The following is a 16645-nucleotide window of genomic DNA, read 5'->3' on the forward strand; positions in this document are numbered from 1 at the left end:
AGGCTTAAAACTTAGTCATGGAACTTCGAAGAAGGTCACTGACGTCCGTTGTTACCTAAGGAAATCCTCAAAAGAAAACTTTGTTTTCGATCTAAAGCTGAGACAGCAGTCTCACCTTTTAACCATCTTATTTCAAATCACTGACGTAATCGCCACCAAAGTATTCCTTACTGAGTTTGGCAAGGGTTCCATCCTTCTTGAGCTCTTTGATACGCTTATTGACAAAAGTCTTGAGTTCCTTACCTTGCTTATCATTTGAGAAAAGAAGATATTCAAGGCCATCAGTCTTCATACCGATATCGTCTTTAATCTTGTTTACAGCCAACTTATAGCCTTGATCTTTAACAATGTACTCAGACGAAATGGCATCATAAAGGATAAAATCAATTTTTCCTTCTTGAATGTGTTGAACACGCGTTGAAAGACCAGTTGAGCTAGAAGCGTAGTTGATTGTAATTGGTGTCTTGTCCGCATTGGCGTGGTTCCAATTTTCAAGCAACTGAGCGTAGTTAGAACCAGGAAGCACCTCTGTCGTCTTACCAGACAAATCGTCTAGGCTAGTATACTTGGTACCCTCAACACTGGTGATTGCATAGTTAGAACGTGAAATCGGATCTGAAAAACTATATTTCTGTGCACGCTCTTCATTGTAGTTGAAATCATTAGCTGCAATCTGATAACGTCCAGAATCCACCCCTGTCAAGATGGAATCAAAAGGCGTCGTCACAAACTTGACCTCATACTTGTCCGAATCCTTGAAAACAGCCTTTACCAAATCAATATCATACCCCTTGAAGTCGTCACCTTTTTTGAAAGTGAAAGGCGCCGTATCAGAGTCTGTCGCAACAGTAATCGTCTGCTTTTCACCAGATACCTTACTGTCACTTTTGTTTCCACAAGCTGCCAAAGTCAAAACCGACAAGCCAAGAATCCCTATGCCTGCAAGCCATTTTTTCATATCTATAATCCTCGATACCTTCATTAATAGTTAGTGATAACAGTTTACCATCTTCATCCAAACTCGTCTAATAATAAAAACCTAAGAGGTGATAGATAAAGGTTATAGGGATAAGGCTAGAAATAACAAGATAGAAAAGAGCTGCCATATCAGTGACAACTCTTTTCATCTTTAACATATTACATTAAATATTGATTGTCTAGTATTCATGTGAAATACTATCAACCTATCACTCCTATATAATCCTAAGAGGGAAAACAACTAAAAATAATCTATTATCCACACTACTTGTCCTTACCTGATAACTTATTACTTGAGTCGCTACTATCTTCAGGTTGATAGTCTGACAAATTATCATGGATACGTTCGGCGTAAACGGCTTTACTTCCTGATTCATCATGGCCAACCAGATCCTCGACAAGTTCTTTATAATCTAAGGAACTTCGTTGTGAGATCTTTGTCCTTACCCTTTTCATCATTACTCTTATCAGATTAGTTCCAGTGCTTCAACTTGTCAATATTAATACCATAGAGACTCATGAGGAGAGAACGAACAGCAGCTTCAGCTCCATGGACACTAACAGAGCGCGAAGTAAAAGTCACTGTTGCTTCATTTTCCTTGACTTTAACATCCTTCAGTTTATAGTCCTGAATCTTGCCAATCATATTACGGCGTACCCTGAGAAACTTTGAAAACACTTGAGTTGGTGCCTTAGCATCATAGCCTTCGATGTACTTATAGGTGTAATTTTCTTCAGGCGTGAATCCCTTCTCTTCAATAGTATCTGCAACCTGTTTTTTAAAGACATTCGTTTCGGTCCATGTTTCGTAATTTGTTCTGTATAGTTTTGAAAAACCGTTACTTGATTTTCCAAGCATGATATCAATAAAAATCGTCGCATCAGCCTTGATACGTTATGTCGAAGTTGATTCGTTTTTTTCTTTTTAGCTGGCTTATTTGAAGTACAGACTACAAGAACCAAGAAGGTTGTTAAAATCAAGCACAGATAAGTAAAAACTTTTTCATTACTTTTATTACCTCATTTCTATTACTTACTAATTAAGATAGCATAGGTCTGATGATGCTTTAAGGTCAACTGGCAACGTAACAAGTCAAAACTCTACTATATATAATATAATCACGCCAAATCGTCTAAGTCTAACTGTCTACCTTCTTGCTCTTCCAAACCTGTCAGCGTAACACCCAACAGTCGGACACCACTACTATTTTCGTCTAGCTGATCAAAAATGCTATGGGCAATCCTTTCGATGGTGTCAAAGTCCTGGGTCGATTTGTCCAAGGTCATACGTTTGGTTAGGGTTGAAAAGTCCGAATAACGAACCTTGATAACAATGATACGACCGACTTTTTTATTTTTCTGGGCACTTTCCGCTACCCGTCTAGCATTCTTAGTCAACTCAGCCTTGATGTCATCTTCATTATACAGGAGCTTACCATAGGTTCGCTCACTTCCTATAGATTTACGGACACGATTGGGCCTAACAGGACTATTGGAAATCCCTCTAGCCTTTCGAAAGAGGTCAAATCCAAAACGCCCAAAGCGGTCTATTAAGGTCATCTCAGGAATCTTCAGAAGATCAGCACCGCTGTATATTTCCATGTCATGAAGACGTTCAACTGACTTTTTACCAACACCATGAAACTTTTCAATAGGTAGCTTTTCCAAAAATTCCTGAGCCTCCTCTGGAAGTACCACCGTCAAACCAGCAGGCTTTTGAAAATCAGAGGCTAGTTTGGCAATAAATTTATTATAGGAAACGCCTGCTGAACAAGTCAGGTGAAGCTCCTGCCAAATATCATACTGGATAAGCTTAGCTACCTTAACTGCAGACTTGATACCAAGCTTATTTATCGTCACATCAAGATAAGCTTCATCGATAGACATAGGTTCAACCAAGTCGGTATAGCGTTTAAAAATCTCACGAATTTGCATCCCTACCTCACGGTAATGGCTATAATTTCCTGAGATAAAGACAGCATTAGGACAACGTTCATAGGCTTCCTTAGAAGACATGGCTGAATGGACACCATATTTTCTAGCCTCGTAATTACAAGTAGACACCACACCACGGCCTCCTGTTTTTCTGGGATCATGACCGATAATAACAGGTTTGTCTTTAAGACTAGGATCATCTCTCATCTCGACCTGAGCAAAAAAGGCGTCCATGTCAATATGGATGATTTTCCGACTGGTATCATTAATTAGAGGGAACTCTAGCATGGCTTCTTGCCTCCTTCCTCAGATTCGTTTCATTATAAAGATCTTTACAGAAAACTTTGGGCCTACAAAGCACTCTCCCCCCTATAATACCAAAATCTATCAAAAAACAGAAATTTATACTACAGATTTTCAGTTTTATAAACTGTATTATAAAAGAATGTCTCTAAAATCACAGTTTTAAAGTTGTGTAAGCGGTTACTGTATGATAAAATACTTTTAGAGAATGTAACAGATTATTTGTTACTAGAATTATAGGAGATCCAAACTATGGCAACGGTTAAAACTAACACAGATGTTTTTGAAAAAGCGTGGGAAGGCTTTAAAGGAACTGATTGGAAAGAAAAAGCAAGTGTATCTCGCTTTGTACAAGCAAACTATACACCATATGATGGTGATGAAAGCTTCCTTGCAGGACCAACTGAACGCTCACTTAAAATCAAAAAAATTGTAGACGAAACTAAAGCTGGCTACGAAGCTGCTGGACGCTTCCCAATGGATACTCGTCCAACTTCAATCGCTAACATTGACGCAGGATACATTTCAAAAGAAGATGAACTTATCTATGGTATCCAAAATGATGAGCTCTTCAAATTGAACTTCATGCCTAAAGGTGGTATTCGTATGGCGGAAACTGCCTTGAAAGAACACGGTTATGAACCAGACCCAGCTGTACACGAAATTTTCACAAAATACGTGACTACAGTTAACGATGGTATCTTCCGTGCTTACACTTCAAACATCCGTCGTGCACGTCACGCTCACACAGTTACTGGTCTTCCAGATGCTTACTCACGTGGACGTATCATCGGGGTTTACGCTCGTCTTGCACTTTACGGTGCTGACTACTTGATGCAAGAAAAAGTTAACGACTGGAATGCTATCAAAGAAATCGACGAAGAAACTATCCGTCTTCGTGAAGAAGTTAACCTTCAATATCAAGCACTTCAAGACGTTGTTCGCCTTGGTGACCTTTATGGTGTAGATGTTCGTCGTCCAGCCTTCGATACTAAAGAAGCTATCCAATGGACAAACATCGCCTTCATGGCAGTATGTCGTGTGATCAACGGTGCCGCTACTTCACTTGGTCGTGTGCCAATCGTCCTTGACGTATACGCAGAACGTGACCTTGCTCGTGGTACTTACACTGAATCAGAAATCCAAGAATTTGTTGATGATTTCGTTATGAAACTTCGTACAGTTAAGTTTGCTCGTACAAAAGCTTACGACCAATTGTACTCAGGTGACCCAACATTCATCACAACTTCTATGGCTGGTATGGGTGCTGACGGTCGTCACCGTGTTACTAAGATGGACTACCGTTTCTTGAACACTCTTGACAACATCGGTAACTCTCCAGAACCAAACTTGACAGTTCTTTGGACTGACAAATTGCCTTACTCATTCCGTCGCTACTGTATGCACATGAGCCACAAACACTCTTCTATCCAATACGAAGGTGTAACTACTATGGCTAAAGACGGATACGGTGAAATGAGCTGTATCTCATGTTGTGTATCACCACTTGACCCAGAAAACGAAGAACAACGCCACAACATCCAATACTTCGGTGCTCGTGTTAACGTACTTAAAGCCCTTCTTACTGGTTTGAACGGTGGTTACGACGATGTTCATAAAGACTACAAAGTATTTGACATCGAGCCAGTCCGTGATGAAGTTCTTGACTTTGACACTGTTAAAGCTAACTTCGAAAAATCTCTTGACTGGTTGACTGACACTTACGTAGATGCCCTTAACATCATCCACTACATGACTGATAAGTACAACTACGAAGCTGTTCAAATGGCCTTCTTGCCAACTAAACAACGTGCTAACATGGGATTCGGTATCTGTGGTTTCGCAAATACTGTTGATACATTGTCAGCAATCAAATACGCTACAGTTAAACCAATCCGTGACGAAGATGGCTACATCTACGACTACGAAACAATCGGTGAATACCCACGTTGGGGTGAAGATGACCCACGTTCAAACGAATTGGCAGAATGGTTGATCGAAGCTTACACTACTCGTCTTCGTAGCCACAAACTCTACAAAGATGCCGAAGCTACGGTTTCACTTCTTACAATCACTTCAAACGTTGCTTACTCTAAACAAACTGGTAACTCTCCAGTTCACAAAGGGGTATACCTCAACGAAGATGGTTCAGTGAACTTGTCTAAACTTGAATTCTTCTCACCAGGTGCTAACCCATCTAACAAAGCTAAAGGTGGATGGTTGCAAAACTTGAACTCGCTTGCAAGCCTTGACTTTGGTTACGCAGCTGACGGTATCTCATTGACAACTCAAGTATCACCTCGTGCTCTTGGTAAAACTCGTGACGAACAAGTTGACAACTTGGTAACAATCCTTGATGGTTACTTTGAAAACGGTGGACAACACGTTAATTTGAACGTAATGGACTTGTCAGACGTTTACGAAAAGATCATGAGTGGTGAAGATGTTATCGTACGTATCTCTGGATACTGTGTAAACACTAAATACCTCACTCCAGAACAAAAAACTGAATTGACACAACGTGTCTTCCACGAAGTTCTTTCAATGGATGATGCTTTGGGATAAAATGAATAAAGAGCTCGCAATAGTGAGTTCTTTTCTTTTTGTAAAACACTTATTTTTTAATTATAATTTTCTAAAAAAACTATAATTTACTTTCTTTCATATTAGCTATAAAATAAAAGCGTTTCTGTTTGGTTTCTCCAGACACTTCATTCTCAGAAGTAGCTCAAAGAACTAAGACTCTGTCACCATCTGACTGCTAGTTTACAAATAACGTGTTAACTAGCATACATGTCAAAAAATAAAAGCATATAGGGAGGATAACTAAGAAAAGTTTTAAGCTAATTGGATTATTGTCTCTTATAGCCGGTACCATCCTACTCGTAGCCTGCCAGTCTGAAACTCAAAGTAAAACCTCTAAGCCTCAAGAAGTCCAATGGAGCTATGCGGGTATAACTGGTCCTGAACATTGGGGTGACCTTTCTAAAGATTATAAACTCAGCAAGGCGGATAAGGAACAATCTCACATTAATATCACCGGAGCTGAGAACGTTAATCTCCCAGAACTAAACCTTAATAATCAAGAATCAGAAGGCCAAGTTGAGAATGAACTAGATGGCAAAACCTATACTCTTGTAGGGCATTTCGTCTACAAGACGGATAATGGAAAAATCACAGTTGTCTCAGTTCTCTATAACTATGGAGATAAAAGCCAAGCCTTGCAATTAAGCTGGGATAAAATGCCTCAGGCCACTAATACTGAAACGGATTTATCTCAGGCTATCTCACTTGATGATTTCTATCCTGAAAACAAGGTCTATTGCAACTTTGAAGGCTCATTGACAACACCGCCTTGTACTGAAGGCGTTTACTGGATTGTCTTCAAAAGCCAAGAAACTGTTAGTAAGGAACAGGTGGAAGAATTCACCCAAGCTCTTGGATTTGAAAACAACCGTCCTATCCAAGATGCAAACGGCAAAAAAATTAAAGAATAAAACCTATCAAAAGCTTGGTGACTACTCCTCTCATCAAGCTTTTTCTCATTGACGATAGACTAAAATCTTTGCTACACTATTCCTATGATTATCAAACATACAAGAGATACACTTTCAGAGACTTATCTAGATGCTGTGGCTATTCGAAACACCGTTTTTGTTAAAGGCCAAGGAGTTCCGCACTCTATCGAGATTGACGCAAATGAAGCCTACTGCATTCACTTTGTCCTCTATGATGACAAGGGCCAGGCTACAGCAACCGTACGCCTACTTCCTAACATAGACTTGACACAAGTTATACTCCAACGCATGGCCGTGCTTGACGACTACCAAGGTCAAGGTCTGGGTAGCATCCTCCTAAAAGAGGCTGAAGATTTCGCTCAAGAGCAGGGCTTCAAATCTATTTCTCTCCATGCTCAACTAGGGGCACTTAAGTTCTATCTCAATAATGGCTATCAAGAAGTCGGCCAAATCTTCGAAGAAGCTGGTATCCAACACATCACGGTTGAAAAATCCTTAATAAGTAAAAAAGCTTAATCAGTAGGTCAACTGCTTAAGCTTCTTCTTTTGTCGCAAATATAGGATAGCCATGCTCAACAGCAAGAACTGCCACATTTTCTCCTGCCTTTACTATCTCTGTGATTTTTTTCCAGTATTTCTCCCCTGTAAAAAGAAGGACAAAAATTTCCATGTAGACCAAAAAAGCAAGAGACAAGCTTTCTTTTCTTAGAGTGTCTACTCGACCGTTTCACAAACCAACTCCTTCTTCATTATCTCAATCAAAATATCTCTGTCCTTGATCCATTGAGCCCTCTCATCCTTGTAATAGGTACGATTACTGAGGAAAATCCCCGCACGTTGACGAGGGATATTAATAAGCACAAAGGTACCTGTATAACCAGTATGAATAAGCCAATCGCCTTGAAGGTCCCACGCGACACTACGCTCCTTCTTGGATTGACTGATATTTTGCGTCAGATTTTTAGCAAAATCATCCTTCAAATAATGGTTAACAAAGATTTCCAAGTCCTTTAGGGTTGAAAAGAGGCCTGCTGAACCTGTATGCTCTTTGAGCACTCGAGCCTTGGGATCGTGAACAGTCCCTCCCGGAACTCCCTCAACAGTTGGAACAGCAAGCTCAACTGGCCCAAACCGTGTTTCAAACATACCAAACGGTTGAAAAATCTCTATGTCAAAGAGCTTATCCAGAGTTTGTCCAGATAATTTCTCAAGCATCAACCCCAGGAGAATAAAGTTAATATCTGTATACAAGAATGGTTTATCAGACTTAACTTTGATGGCATTTATTGCAGCAATCAAGCCCTTTTGGTCTAATTCATCACGATTTGGAATAAAAGGATCAATTCCGCTACTATGAGAAAGAAGCTGACGAAGAGTTAGCGTCTTGTCTGCTACTTCAGGATAATAGGTGGACAACTTCTCATCCAAATCCAGTTTTCCTGACTGTAAGTAGAAGATACAAAGAGTCCCAACTCCCACCACCTTAGAGACACTAGCTAGATCATAGGTTAAATCTGGAGTTACTGAATTCTTGCCATCCTGAGTACCACAATAGTACTCTTGCCAATTCTTTCCATCATAAAGTGCAAGGCTGGCACCCGGGAAGATGTCAGCCTTGATATAGTCTGTAATTGTTAGCAATGTTTGTTTGAAATTAGTCATTATTTTGTTAACCAAACCTCAATATTACTCATATCAGTCAGTGCAAGTAGACTTCCTTTAGGATCTAAATAACTTGAGAACTGTTCCTTGTCAAGTTTCTCATGCAAGGCAGCCAAATCATAGTCTTCAGCTACCTTAAATTCTAGAATTTCCAAATCCCAAGTTTGGTCTGGACTTACTTGAAGGTCAGGACCTTCTGCCTTTTCAAAGTGGATAGATAAAGGCAATTCTTCGCCAAACAGATTATCGTAGAAAAAAGCCGCTTGAACCGTATCAACAACATTCAAAGTCAAAGACTGAACAGTAAAGTCTGAAACTCCTTTGAAATCTTCTTTTTCTTCAACATCTGCGTACTCGACTGTCTTTAAAGTTGATAAATCATCTTCAGCATGCACCAAAATAAGACCATTTTCTGGTGAGATAGTCTCAAAAGCGTAACCATTTTCCCCTTGGAAAATAGCCTTAGCTTGATGAACATCACGCGCCAAAAGGTACTCAATCTCAAGTGGATTTGAAACCTTAATGACCACTTTATTAATTTTCTTAGGACCTTCAACTGCACGACAACGGTAAGCTGGAGACTCCTCAATTACAAAAAGTGAGTTATGTTCTGCCCAGTCAGTGAAGACAGCAAGAGCATTTTCCTCAGTCAAAAGCTTAAATCCTAACGTATTTTGGTAAAAATCGATATTTTCTTGTCTATTATTCACACGAAAAATTGGTGTGTGAAACTTAAAATTCCCTGATTGCGTCATGACACCCTCCATTCTTTTCTATTTTATCCAAAAAGAGTCTGTGTGACAAGAATTTTCCTAAGAAAAAACAGGATTGTAATTTTTTCACTTTCTTTCGCATAAATTATGAAAATCATTATATTATCTTTACCTTAGGACTAGCTATTCCTCATTTTAGAATATAATAAAGACTCTGAAAACTTTCGTCAATCATTTGGCGTTTAGACATACCTATCAGGGATTCTTTTTACTACTTGGGGTTTTGTTCTTATTTTTTGATGAGAGTTATTGGGAGCAATCTTATGCTACCGACCCACACCAACTACCATGCGGAACTTCAAAGAACTCTTACGACAACGTCTATCCTCCCAGTAGCCATTAGCATGATGATTACTGCCTTCTTGCAAGAACTACTCTTTCGTAAGTCGGTTTGCCCTTAGTTGGCTCCTTATTCGATAGTTACTGCTTTAGTGAGTACCAGTCTCTTTTTCCTATTTCATATGCCTATCAACCTTGCCCACCTCTTCCTCTATATTGGAATGGGCTTGGCTCTCTCTATGGTCTACCAAAAAAGAGAAAACTTATCTGCAAGTATCACACTTCATGTTTTATGGAATCTTTACACCTTAGGTGCTACCATTCTAGTAATGACTATTACGATGTGACTGAGAATATTTTGGCTCTTTTCTACCATTTGTTAAGTCTATCAAGGCTTTCAGTAAAAAAAGAGATAAGACAGTAGCTAGGCACTGCACCCTTATAATGGGACACAAGAAAAACACATTTATGAGGCCAGTTTTCTGTACTCTACAGGAGACTGATCATTTAATTTTTGTTGAATTCTAGTTTCATTATAAAATATGATGTAATTTTTAACAATATCTGTTATACTATCTTTAGTTAAATTTCTCCACCTATGGAGATAGAAGGTTTCAGACTTTAGGATGGAATGAAACCATTCGATACAGGCATTATCTGCTGGTGTTCCCTTACGGGACATAGAGCGGGTGATGCCTTTTTTACGCAAGCCTGATAGTAAGCTTTTGAGGTGTAAACCGATCCTTGATCACTGTGTAAGATCGCTCCTTGAGGTAATTCCAATTGATGGAGCGTATCCAACACAAATTCCGTATCCTGACAATCTGAGATGGTATAAGCCACAATCTCACGATTATAGAGATCCATGATGGAGGACAAGTATAGCTTACATTTACCAAAGTATAAATAAGTAATGTCAGTAACAAGCTTCTCCATAGGCTTATTTGCTTGAAAATCACGATCTAGCTTATTGTCTGTTACATGGTAAGGTTTACCTAGATTTGGTGTCTTCTTAGGACGTGTCCGACAGAGCCATCCATTCTCCTTCATGATACGATAAACCTTCTTGCGATTAACGACAAGACTATGAATTTTCTTGAGCAATCGGGTGATGCTACGATAGCCGTAGATAAACTGGTTTTGCATACAGAGTTGCTCTATTTTATCGACCATTTCATCTCTCTTCTCAGGCTTCTTACTGTCTTTTTTCCAACGGTAGAAGGTTGAGCGTTTGACGCCGAAGCAGTCCAAAATGGCTGAGACAGGATAGGTTTTCTTATATTCTTCCACAAGCTTGATAAGACTTACTTTATCGATTGTCTTACCAAGCTGCGATACTTTTTTAGTAGTTCCACTTGTAGGCGCAACTGTTCTACTTCGGATAGCTGTTCCATTCCTTTACCATAGGTATATTGTTTTCCCAGAGGTTGATGAAAACGATGTAGCTCATCATTCTCATACCATCTTATCCAGGTGTAGATTTGACTGACATTCTTAATTCCCAAGGTCTCCATGATGATCTTATTGGACTTACCAGCCTTTTTCATTTCGATGCAGGCTAACTTAGTTTCTAATGAATATGCTTTTTTGACCATAACAAAACACTCCTGTTTCTAGTTTACTAGATTTCAACAGAAGTGTTTTTCTTGTGTCTCATTTTTGGGGGCTAGTACCCTACTCTAAGGTTACTGTTTTATTTTTAACACTTTTTGATCCATAAAAGGGCATGCTATTTAATAATAAAAACACCCCATGTTAGATTTTTTCTGTCTAACTTTTTGGGAGGACGTTAACATTTGTCTCAGTCATTTAGACTTTTATCATTTTATCAAGTATAATGTCTGATGTAAAGATATTTCTGGAATGTTTACGTATTATTTTTGAGGTTTTTGAATATGAAATTTAACCAGTTTAGTTACATCCCTGTTAGTCCTGAAATTGCTTGTCAAGAGCTCCGTTCTTTGGGGTTTGGAGTTTCTCTAGATGCTAGTGCCAAAGCCAATTTTGAATCATTTGTTCGCAAGAACTTCCTTTTCTTTGAAGATACTGATTTGGCTTTGAAAAATTGGATTTCCGATCCAGAGACAGACCTCCTGGCCTTTTTCCAATCAGATCGTCCTTTAACTGCTGAAGTCTTTGGCTTGGTAGCCCTTCAACTGCTAGGATTTGTCCCTAACGTGGACTTTACCGACAGTGTTGCTTTCCTTGAGAAAATGGCCTTCCCAATCACTTTTGATGGTAGCCTTAATAACCTCCACCAGTTGTTAGCGACACGCACACAATCTGGCAATACCTTAATTGATCAGTTAGTAGCCCAAGATTTAATCCCAATAAGTAATGACTACGTCTTCTTTAATGGTAAGAGCTTGGCCACATTTGACACCAATCAACTTCACCGTGAAGTGGTTTATGTCGAGACTCCTGTAGATACCGATAAGAATGGGCAGTTAGACTTGGTCAAGGTAACCATCTTACGTCCTAATGTGGACTTCCCGGTTCCAGCCATGATGACCGCAAGTCCTTATCAACAAGGGACTAATGAACCTGCCTCTGATAAGCTCACCCACAAGATGGAGGGAGACTTGCTCGTCAAACCAGTAGGTGAAATCTCCCTTAGCCAACCAAAAATCAAGACACCAGAGGCAGACCTTACGCCTATCACTCCTGTCACGAAGGCTCAGGAGCGTTTTGCTCACACTGATACCTATACACTTAACGATTACATGTTGGCTCGTGGTGTGGCTTCTATCTATGTATCTGGTGTCGGTACTTTCAACTCGGAAGGTTTCATGACCTCTGGAGACTATCAACAAGTTCTGGCCTATAAAGCTGTCATTGACTGGCTCAATGATCGTGCACGCGCCTTTACTAGCCATAGTAGACAGCATACCATTACTGCTGATTGGGCTTCTGGTAAGGTGACTACTACTGGGCTGTCATACTTGGGTACCATGTCCAACGCCCTTGCTACAACTGGTGTTGACGGTTTGGAAATGGTTATTGCTGAAGCGGGGATTTCTTCTTGGTACGACTACTATCGTGAAAATGGACTCCTCGTTAGTCCTGGAGGCTACCCTGGTGAGGATCTCGATACCTTGACTGAATTCACTTATTCTCGTGCCCTATTAGCTGGAGAATACCTACGCCACCAAAAATACTACGAGGCCTACCTTAAGGCGCTAAGCACAGCTATTGATCGTAAGCACGGAGACTATAACCAGTTTTGGCACGACCGTAACTATGTACAGTTCGCAGACCGTGTCAAAGCTACTGTAGTCTTTACACACGGTAGCCAGGATTGGAACGTCAAACCGATTAACGTCTATCAAATGTTCAGAGCCCTCCCTGACTCTCTTGAAAAACACCTCTTCTTCCACAATGGTGCCCACGTTTACATGAATGCTTGGCAGTCTATTGACTTCCGAGAAAGTATGAACGCCTTGATTTGTCAGAAACTCCTTGGTTTGGAGAATGGCTACACACTGCCTACTGTTATCTGGCAAAACAACCAGTCTGAACAGACCTGGGAAGTCCTCGATAATTTTGGACACGACAATAGTAAACACATTCGGCTTGGTGAGGCTGAAGCTAGCATCGCTAACCATTATGAAGAGGAAACCTTTGCCAAATACGGTAAAGCTTACCAAAGCTTCAAGAATGACCTCTTTGCAGACAAAGCCAATGCCATTACCTTGGACTTTGAACTGGATCAAGATATCCAAATCAATGGTCGTGTCCACCTTGAGCTCAAGGTTAAGTCTAGTACAAACCGTGGTCTCATCTCGGCCCAAGTTCTAGAAATGGGTGATAAGAAGTATCTCTCACCTATTCCCGCACTCAAACGTATGAATTTAGATAACGGCCGTCTCTTCAAGGAAGAAGCCTTACGCGAATTGCCATTCAAGCAGGCAAAATACCGTGTCATTACCAAAGGACACCTTAATCTGCAAAATCGCAAGAACCTCCTTAGCATTGAGAATGTCACTCCAAATAAATGGATGACTATCGGTTTGGATTTGCAACCAACCATCTACAAACTCAACAAGGGCGACAAACTCCGACTTGTGCTCTATACCACAGACTTTGAGCACACTATTCGTGACAATAGTGACTATGAAGTGACTGTGGACCTAAGCCAAAGTCAGATGACATTGCCTTATTAGTATTTATCGCAAAAAATCCCATAGGATGAGAACTCCCATGGGATTTTTTGATTGTGTGGAAATAAACAAGATTTAATCTTCAATTTTTACGATTGATTTTATTATTATTTAAACAAATGATGTAGCCAAGACAGTGGAATAACACAAATTCTCAATGGACAACTCAACCTTAAAACCAAGAAATCCTCCCTAATGGCATCAATAGCCATAACGAATCGCTAGCAATTTTCGCAACTCTGCCATTCGCTCCTCGATAAAGGGAGAAAAGGTTAGCTGGTCTTTTCTGACCACTTCGGATATTTCCAGTGACATCCTGCTTAAGATATAGGGAGTGGCTGAACGAGAGTCTGCAAGTTCCGTTCTGTAGGAGTGCAGGACCTGCTTCAAATCAGCATAATCTGGCTTATCTCCAATAGTTTCAATTACTTCATCGATAATAGCTACTGCTTGTTCTCGTCTCTCTTTGCCTCCTGCAAACCATTTAAGTCCTGTCATTAAGAAAACCTCCTTATTTCTTTCAACTAATTTTTCAATCACATCTTTAGTATAGCACACTGATAGTCATTTAAAAGCCAGCGTCCCAAAAAGTGGCTATACGTCCTGAATGGTCATTCATATACAAAATGAAAAAAATTGAGGGAGATACTCAATCTTTTTACCTATTTAATATAATATCTCAGTGCTAACATGAGTGAAGCTAAGATTGCTAATGCCCCCACAAAAGAGACAAGTGATTGCTCACCGTCATTTGTTTTAGGGAATTCTTTTGTGTCTGCTACTTTATCAGTCATTGGTGCCATTTGCCCTGTTTGAGCGTTCAGTTCCTTCTGAACCGTTGACATCGGCTGTGGTTGAACAGTTGGCAAAGATTTCTCTTTCGTACTCTCTTCGGTTACTCGTGTAGGACGAACAGTTTTAGTTTGAGGTTCAGAGATGGTTGTTTGTTCCTGATTCAAAGTCATAAAACGTGGACTAGAGCTGGCTAAATGGTCATAAACTGTTTGAGCAGGTCCACCACCAACCCATCCTGATAATAGCTGACCATTTTCCAGATAAAGTAGTGTAGGTGTACCTGGAATACCAATCTCACCAAACACATAGTTTCGGTCAAAATCCTCACGATCTGTATCGTAATACTCTAAACGACCATCCATCAGTTGGTTCAAGACCTTCAACTCTGGTGAAAATTGACGACAATAGTAACAGGTTCCACGTCCAAAATAAATCGTATGTGCCTGACCATCCTCGGTAAAGGCATTACGCACATCATCTAAACTTATTTTAGGTAAATCAGCAACATTAGCGTCGTATTCCTCACGAGATACTGCTGGGATATCATTTGCAGTCTCCTCCTCAGACTCAGCCAAGGTTACTGATTCAGTCGCTGCTGGTGCCTCTTTATCTTCAGGAAGCGACTGCTCCTGACTATCTGATGGTTGTTCTACTGGAGTAGATTCGGTTGCTTCAACCTTTGGAGAATTATCAGCTCCCGTTTCTACCACCTCATCCGCTAAAGCAGTTCCTACCGATAGATTCAGTAACAAGGCTGAACTCATCAGCCATAGCGTTAATGTCCGTTTTTTCATCATAAACTCCTTTCGATTACTTAGTCTAGTTTAACAATTTACAACTCTCATAGAAGCTAACGTCCCAAAAAGTGACTATACGTCCCGAATGGTAAGAATATAAAAAATCCCACTATCACCAGAAGGTTCGGGTAATAACAGGGACTTTTTAAATTCTTATCAAATGAGAGTTGTCATTTCAAGTTCTTACATAATAGCACAGACAGGTAAGTATACCATCGGATAGGCTTCGTCTCGTGGATGCCGAGGCAGTGGCACTAGGGTTCCTTTAAAAGGGTCACCCTCCTTGTTATTCACATTTGGCATACGACAGACAGCGCCACCTTGAATAGCTTCAAGTTCTTTATATGTTAGTTCTATAAGCATTAGTTTACCTCCTTATGGTACGACAGAAGTGTATTGCTATAAGGGCAGAATTTATTCCTCAAGGTGTCACTAGAGATACTAAGTTAACTCTAGGCCCCATTATTCCTGTAGATTACTTTTCCTTTCTGATTATTTTTAACACTTTGGGAGTTATATAAGCTAAGTAACAAACGTCAAGAAAAAGTAAAATAACCATATAGTTATTCCATTCTTCATCAGTACTGATACAAATACTGTAAATCGCGTATAAAATAGCACCTAAATTAACCAGTCCTAGCACTGCATAAATCTGTTTAGGTGTAAAGTTTTGTTCCTCTACTGGACGAATGCTCAGTTCTCGTTTAATAAGCAGTGGTAGATAAATCAGGAAAAGTAACGAAACCAGACCTAACGGCAACCAAAAAAGGAATGAATAACCATTAGAAAATAACTCAAGACAAATATTCCCACCTAGTAATCCTAAAGTGACAATTATTAATCGTAAATAACGTAAAGTACTTGAACGAAGTCGGTTAAGATGCAACATTTCATTATACCTCAAAGTCAATCATACGTTTCTAGAATCACGATAACTATTAGTGAGTTCTAAGAATCACCCATGTGCCCCCACAATATTGTGCACCTAATACTGCTCCACCAAGCGCTCCCGGTACAGAACCTAAGGCACCTCCAATAACAGCACCTGCTGTGGCACATATTCCAAATGCAGTCCCTACATCACCTGCAGAAAGATTACCTCCTTCAATATTAGAAAGAGTTGTATCGTTCAAGTTCAAGAATTTTTCAAGTTCTTCAGTTTTCATTATTTTTTCTCCTTAAATAAATTTAGCTTGCTCTAGTGTGGAAAGAAGGCTCCGACCACCGCTCCAATGCCAGCACAACCAACAACAGTATACGGTGTGAGAGCTCCAACGCCAGCACAATAGTAAACTCCTTCAGCAGCACCCCCAACAGAACTTAAAAAGACATCTGCTGTTCTTTTCCCTCCTCCTTCAACACTAGCAAGTGTTTCAAGGTCGAGGGTGTTAAAGTTTTCAATTGTTTGAGTTGCCATGGCAACTACCTCCTAAAATTTTTATCGT

The 16645-nt window shown here is 40.0% G+C and carries 19 protein-coding genes and 1 pseudogene; 6 read left to right on the forward strand and 14 right to left on the reverse strand.

Annotated features, from left to right (window positions below; translation table 11 throughout):
* Window positions 1-127 precede the first annotated feature (127 nt).
* From ADF62_RS04295 to dinB, 4 genes are all read right to left on the reverse strand, one after another.
* Window positions 128-958, reverse strand: a complete 831-nt coding sequence (locus ADF62_RS04295; protein WP_003094100.1) for a transporter substrate-binding domain-containing protein — start codon at window positions 956-958, stop codon at window positions 128-130.
* A gap of 284 nt (window positions 959-1242) precedes the next feature.
* On the reverse strand, window positions 1243-1434 hold the full coding sequence (locus tag ADF62_RS04300; RefSeq protein WP_048788177.1) for a hypothetical protein: 192 nt from the start codon (window positions 1432-1434) through the stop codon (window positions 1243-1245).
* A gap of 16 nt (window positions 1435-1450) precedes the next feature.
* Complete coding sequence (locus ADF62_RS04305; RefSeq protein WP_048788178.1) at window positions 1451-1837, reverse strand: hypothetical protein; 387 nt, start codon at window positions 1835-1837, stop codon at window positions 1451-1453.
* Between the two features lie 260 nt (window positions 1838-2097).
* Window positions 2098-3201 (reverse strand): DNA polymerase IV, encoded by a 1104-nt coding sequence (gene dinB, locus ADF62_RS04310; protein WP_048788179.1) that lies wholly within the window; start codon window positions 3199-3201, stop codon window positions 2098-2100.
* Window positions 3202-3468: 267 nt separating this feature from the next.
* Between dinB and pflB the strand changes: the two genes are divergently transcribed.
* The 3 genes from pflB to ADF62_RS04330 all read left to right on the forward strand — a co-directional run bounded on the left by pflB (window position 3469) and on the right by ADF62_RS04330 (window position 7250).
* A complete protein-coding gene (pflB, locus tag ADF62_RS04320; RefSeq protein ID WP_048788181.1) occupies window positions 3469-5781 on the forward strand; it encodes a formate C-acetyltransferase in 2313 nt (770 codons plus the stop codon).
* A 257-nt stretch (window positions 5782-6038) separates the two neighbouring features.
* Window positions 6039-6713: a carbonic anhydrase family protein gene (locus ADF62_RS04325; protein WP_048788182.1), complete on the forward strand. Its 675-nt coding sequence runs from the start codon at window positions 6039-6041 to the stop codon at window positions 6711-6713.
* 84 nt (window positions 6714-6797) lie between these two features.
* Complete coding sequence (locus ADF62_RS04330; RefSeq protein ID WP_048788183.1) at window positions 6798-7250, forward strand: GNAT family N-acetyltransferase; 453 nt, start codon at window positions 6798-6800, stop codon at window positions 7248-7250.
* Window positions 7251-7266: 16 nt separating this feature from the next.
* Here the strand turns inward: ADF62_RS04330 and ADF62_RS04335 are convergent, their stop codons facing one another.
* From ADF62_RS04335 to ADF62_RS04345, 3 genes are read right to left on the reverse strand one after another with little or no spacing between them, the layout of a single operon-like run.
* On the reverse strand, window positions 7267-7428 hold the full coding sequence (locus ADF62_RS04335) for a hypothetical protein (protein ID WP_172798559.1): 162 nt from the start codon (window positions 7426-7428) through the stop codon (window positions 7267-7269).
* A 20-nt stretch (window positions 7429-7448) separates the two neighbouring features.
* Entirely contained in the window at window positions 7449-8396 is a 948-nt protein-coding gene (locus ADF62_RS04340; protein ID WP_048788184.1) for a serine hydrolase domain-containing protein, read from the reverse strand.
* Window positions 8396-9151: a CppA family protein gene (locus ADF62_RS04345; RefSeq protein WP_003094434.1), complete on the reverse strand. Its 756-nt coding sequence runs from the start codon at window positions 9149-9151 to the stop codon at window positions 8396-8398. Before ADF62_RS04345 ends, ADF62_RS04340 begins: the two co-directional genes overlap by 1 nt.
* Before the next feature lie 281 nt (window positions 9152-9432).
* Here ADF62_RS04345 and ADF62_RS11420 point away from each other — a divergent pair, with 281 nt between their 5' ends.
* Both ADF62_RS11420 and ADF62_RS11425 read left to right on the forward strand, forming a co-directional pair.
* Window positions 9433-9570: a hypothetical protein gene (locus ADF62_RS11420; protein WP_003096182.1), complete on the forward strand. Its 138-nt coding sequence runs from the start codon at window positions 9433-9435 to the stop codon at window positions 9568-9570.
* Window positions 9571-9630: 60 nt separating this feature from the next.
* A complete protein-coding gene (locus tag ADF62_RS11425) occupies window positions 9631-9795 on the forward strand; it encodes a type II CAAX prenyl endopeptidase Rce1 family protein (RefSeq protein WP_239664986.1) in 165 nt (54 codons plus the stop codon).
* Window positions 9796-9914: 119 nt separating this feature from the next.
* Here ADF62_RS11425 and ADF62_RS10245 read toward each other — a convergent pair.
* A pseudogene (locus ADF62_RS10245) lies at window positions 9915-11043 on the reverse strand (IS3 family transposase).
* Window positions 11044-11343: 300 nt separating this feature from the next.
* On the opposite strand from ADF62_RS10245, the gene ADF62_RS04365 reads away from it, so the two are divergent.
* Entirely contained in the window at window positions 11344-13611 is a 2268-nt protein-coding gene (locus ADF62_RS04365; protein ID WP_048788185.1) for a Xaa-Pro dipeptidyl-peptidase, read from the forward strand.
* 198 nt (window positions 13612-13809) lie between these two features.
* On the opposite strand, the gene ADF62_RS04370 is transcribed toward ADF62_RS04365, so the two are convergent.
* The 6 genes from ADF62_RS04370 to ADF62_RS04395 all read right to left on the reverse strand — a co-directional run bounded on the left by ADF62_RS04370 (window position 13810) and on the right by ADF62_RS04395 (window position 16617).
* A complete protein-coding gene (locus ADF62_RS04370; protein ID WP_003094006.1) occupies window positions 13810-14106 on the reverse strand; it encodes a bacteriocin immunity protein in 297 nt (98 codons plus the stop codon).
* Between the two features lie 164 nt (window positions 14107-14270).
* Complete coding sequence (locus tag ADF62_RS04375; RefSeq protein ID WP_003093326.1) at window positions 14271-15197, reverse strand: thioredoxin family protein; 927 nt, start codon at window positions 15195-15197, stop codon at window positions 14271-14273.
* 186 nt (window positions 15198-15383) lie between these two features.
* On the reverse strand, window positions 15384-15563 hold the full coding sequence (locus tag ADF62_RS04380) for a hypothetical protein (protein ID WP_003096170.1): 180 nt from the start codon (window positions 15561-15563) through the stop codon (window positions 15384-15386).
* Window positions 15564-15675: 112 nt separating this feature from the next.
* The gene (locus ADF62_RS04385; protein ID WP_003096168.1) at window positions 15676-16089 is read right to left on the reverse strand and encodes a hypothetical protein; all 414 of its coding nucleotides are present in this window, start codon (window positions 16087-16089) and stop codon (window positions 15676-15678) included.
* A gap of 49 nt (window positions 16090-16138) precedes the next feature.
* Window positions 16139-16366 carry a bacteriocin class II family protein gene (locus ADF62_RS04390; protein WP_003096166.1) on the reverse strand — a complete coding sequence of 76 codons (228 nt, stop codon included), beginning with the start codon at window positions 16364-16366 and terminating at the stop codon, window positions 16139-16141.
* 32 nt (window positions 16367-16398) lie between these two features.
* The gene (locus tag ADF62_RS04395; RefSeq protein WP_003096164.1) at window positions 16399-16617 is read right to left on the reverse strand and encodes a Blp family class II bacteriocin; all 219 of its coding nucleotides are present in this window, start codon (window positions 16615-16617) and stop codon (window positions 16399-16401) included.
* Between the last annotated feature and the right edge of the window lie 28 nt (window positions 16618-16645).

This window comes from Streptococcus sp. 1004_SSPC (genome assembly GCF_001069025.1).
GTDB lineage: Bacteria > Bacillota > Bacilli > Lactobacillales > Streptococcaceae > Streptococcus > Streptococcus vestibularis.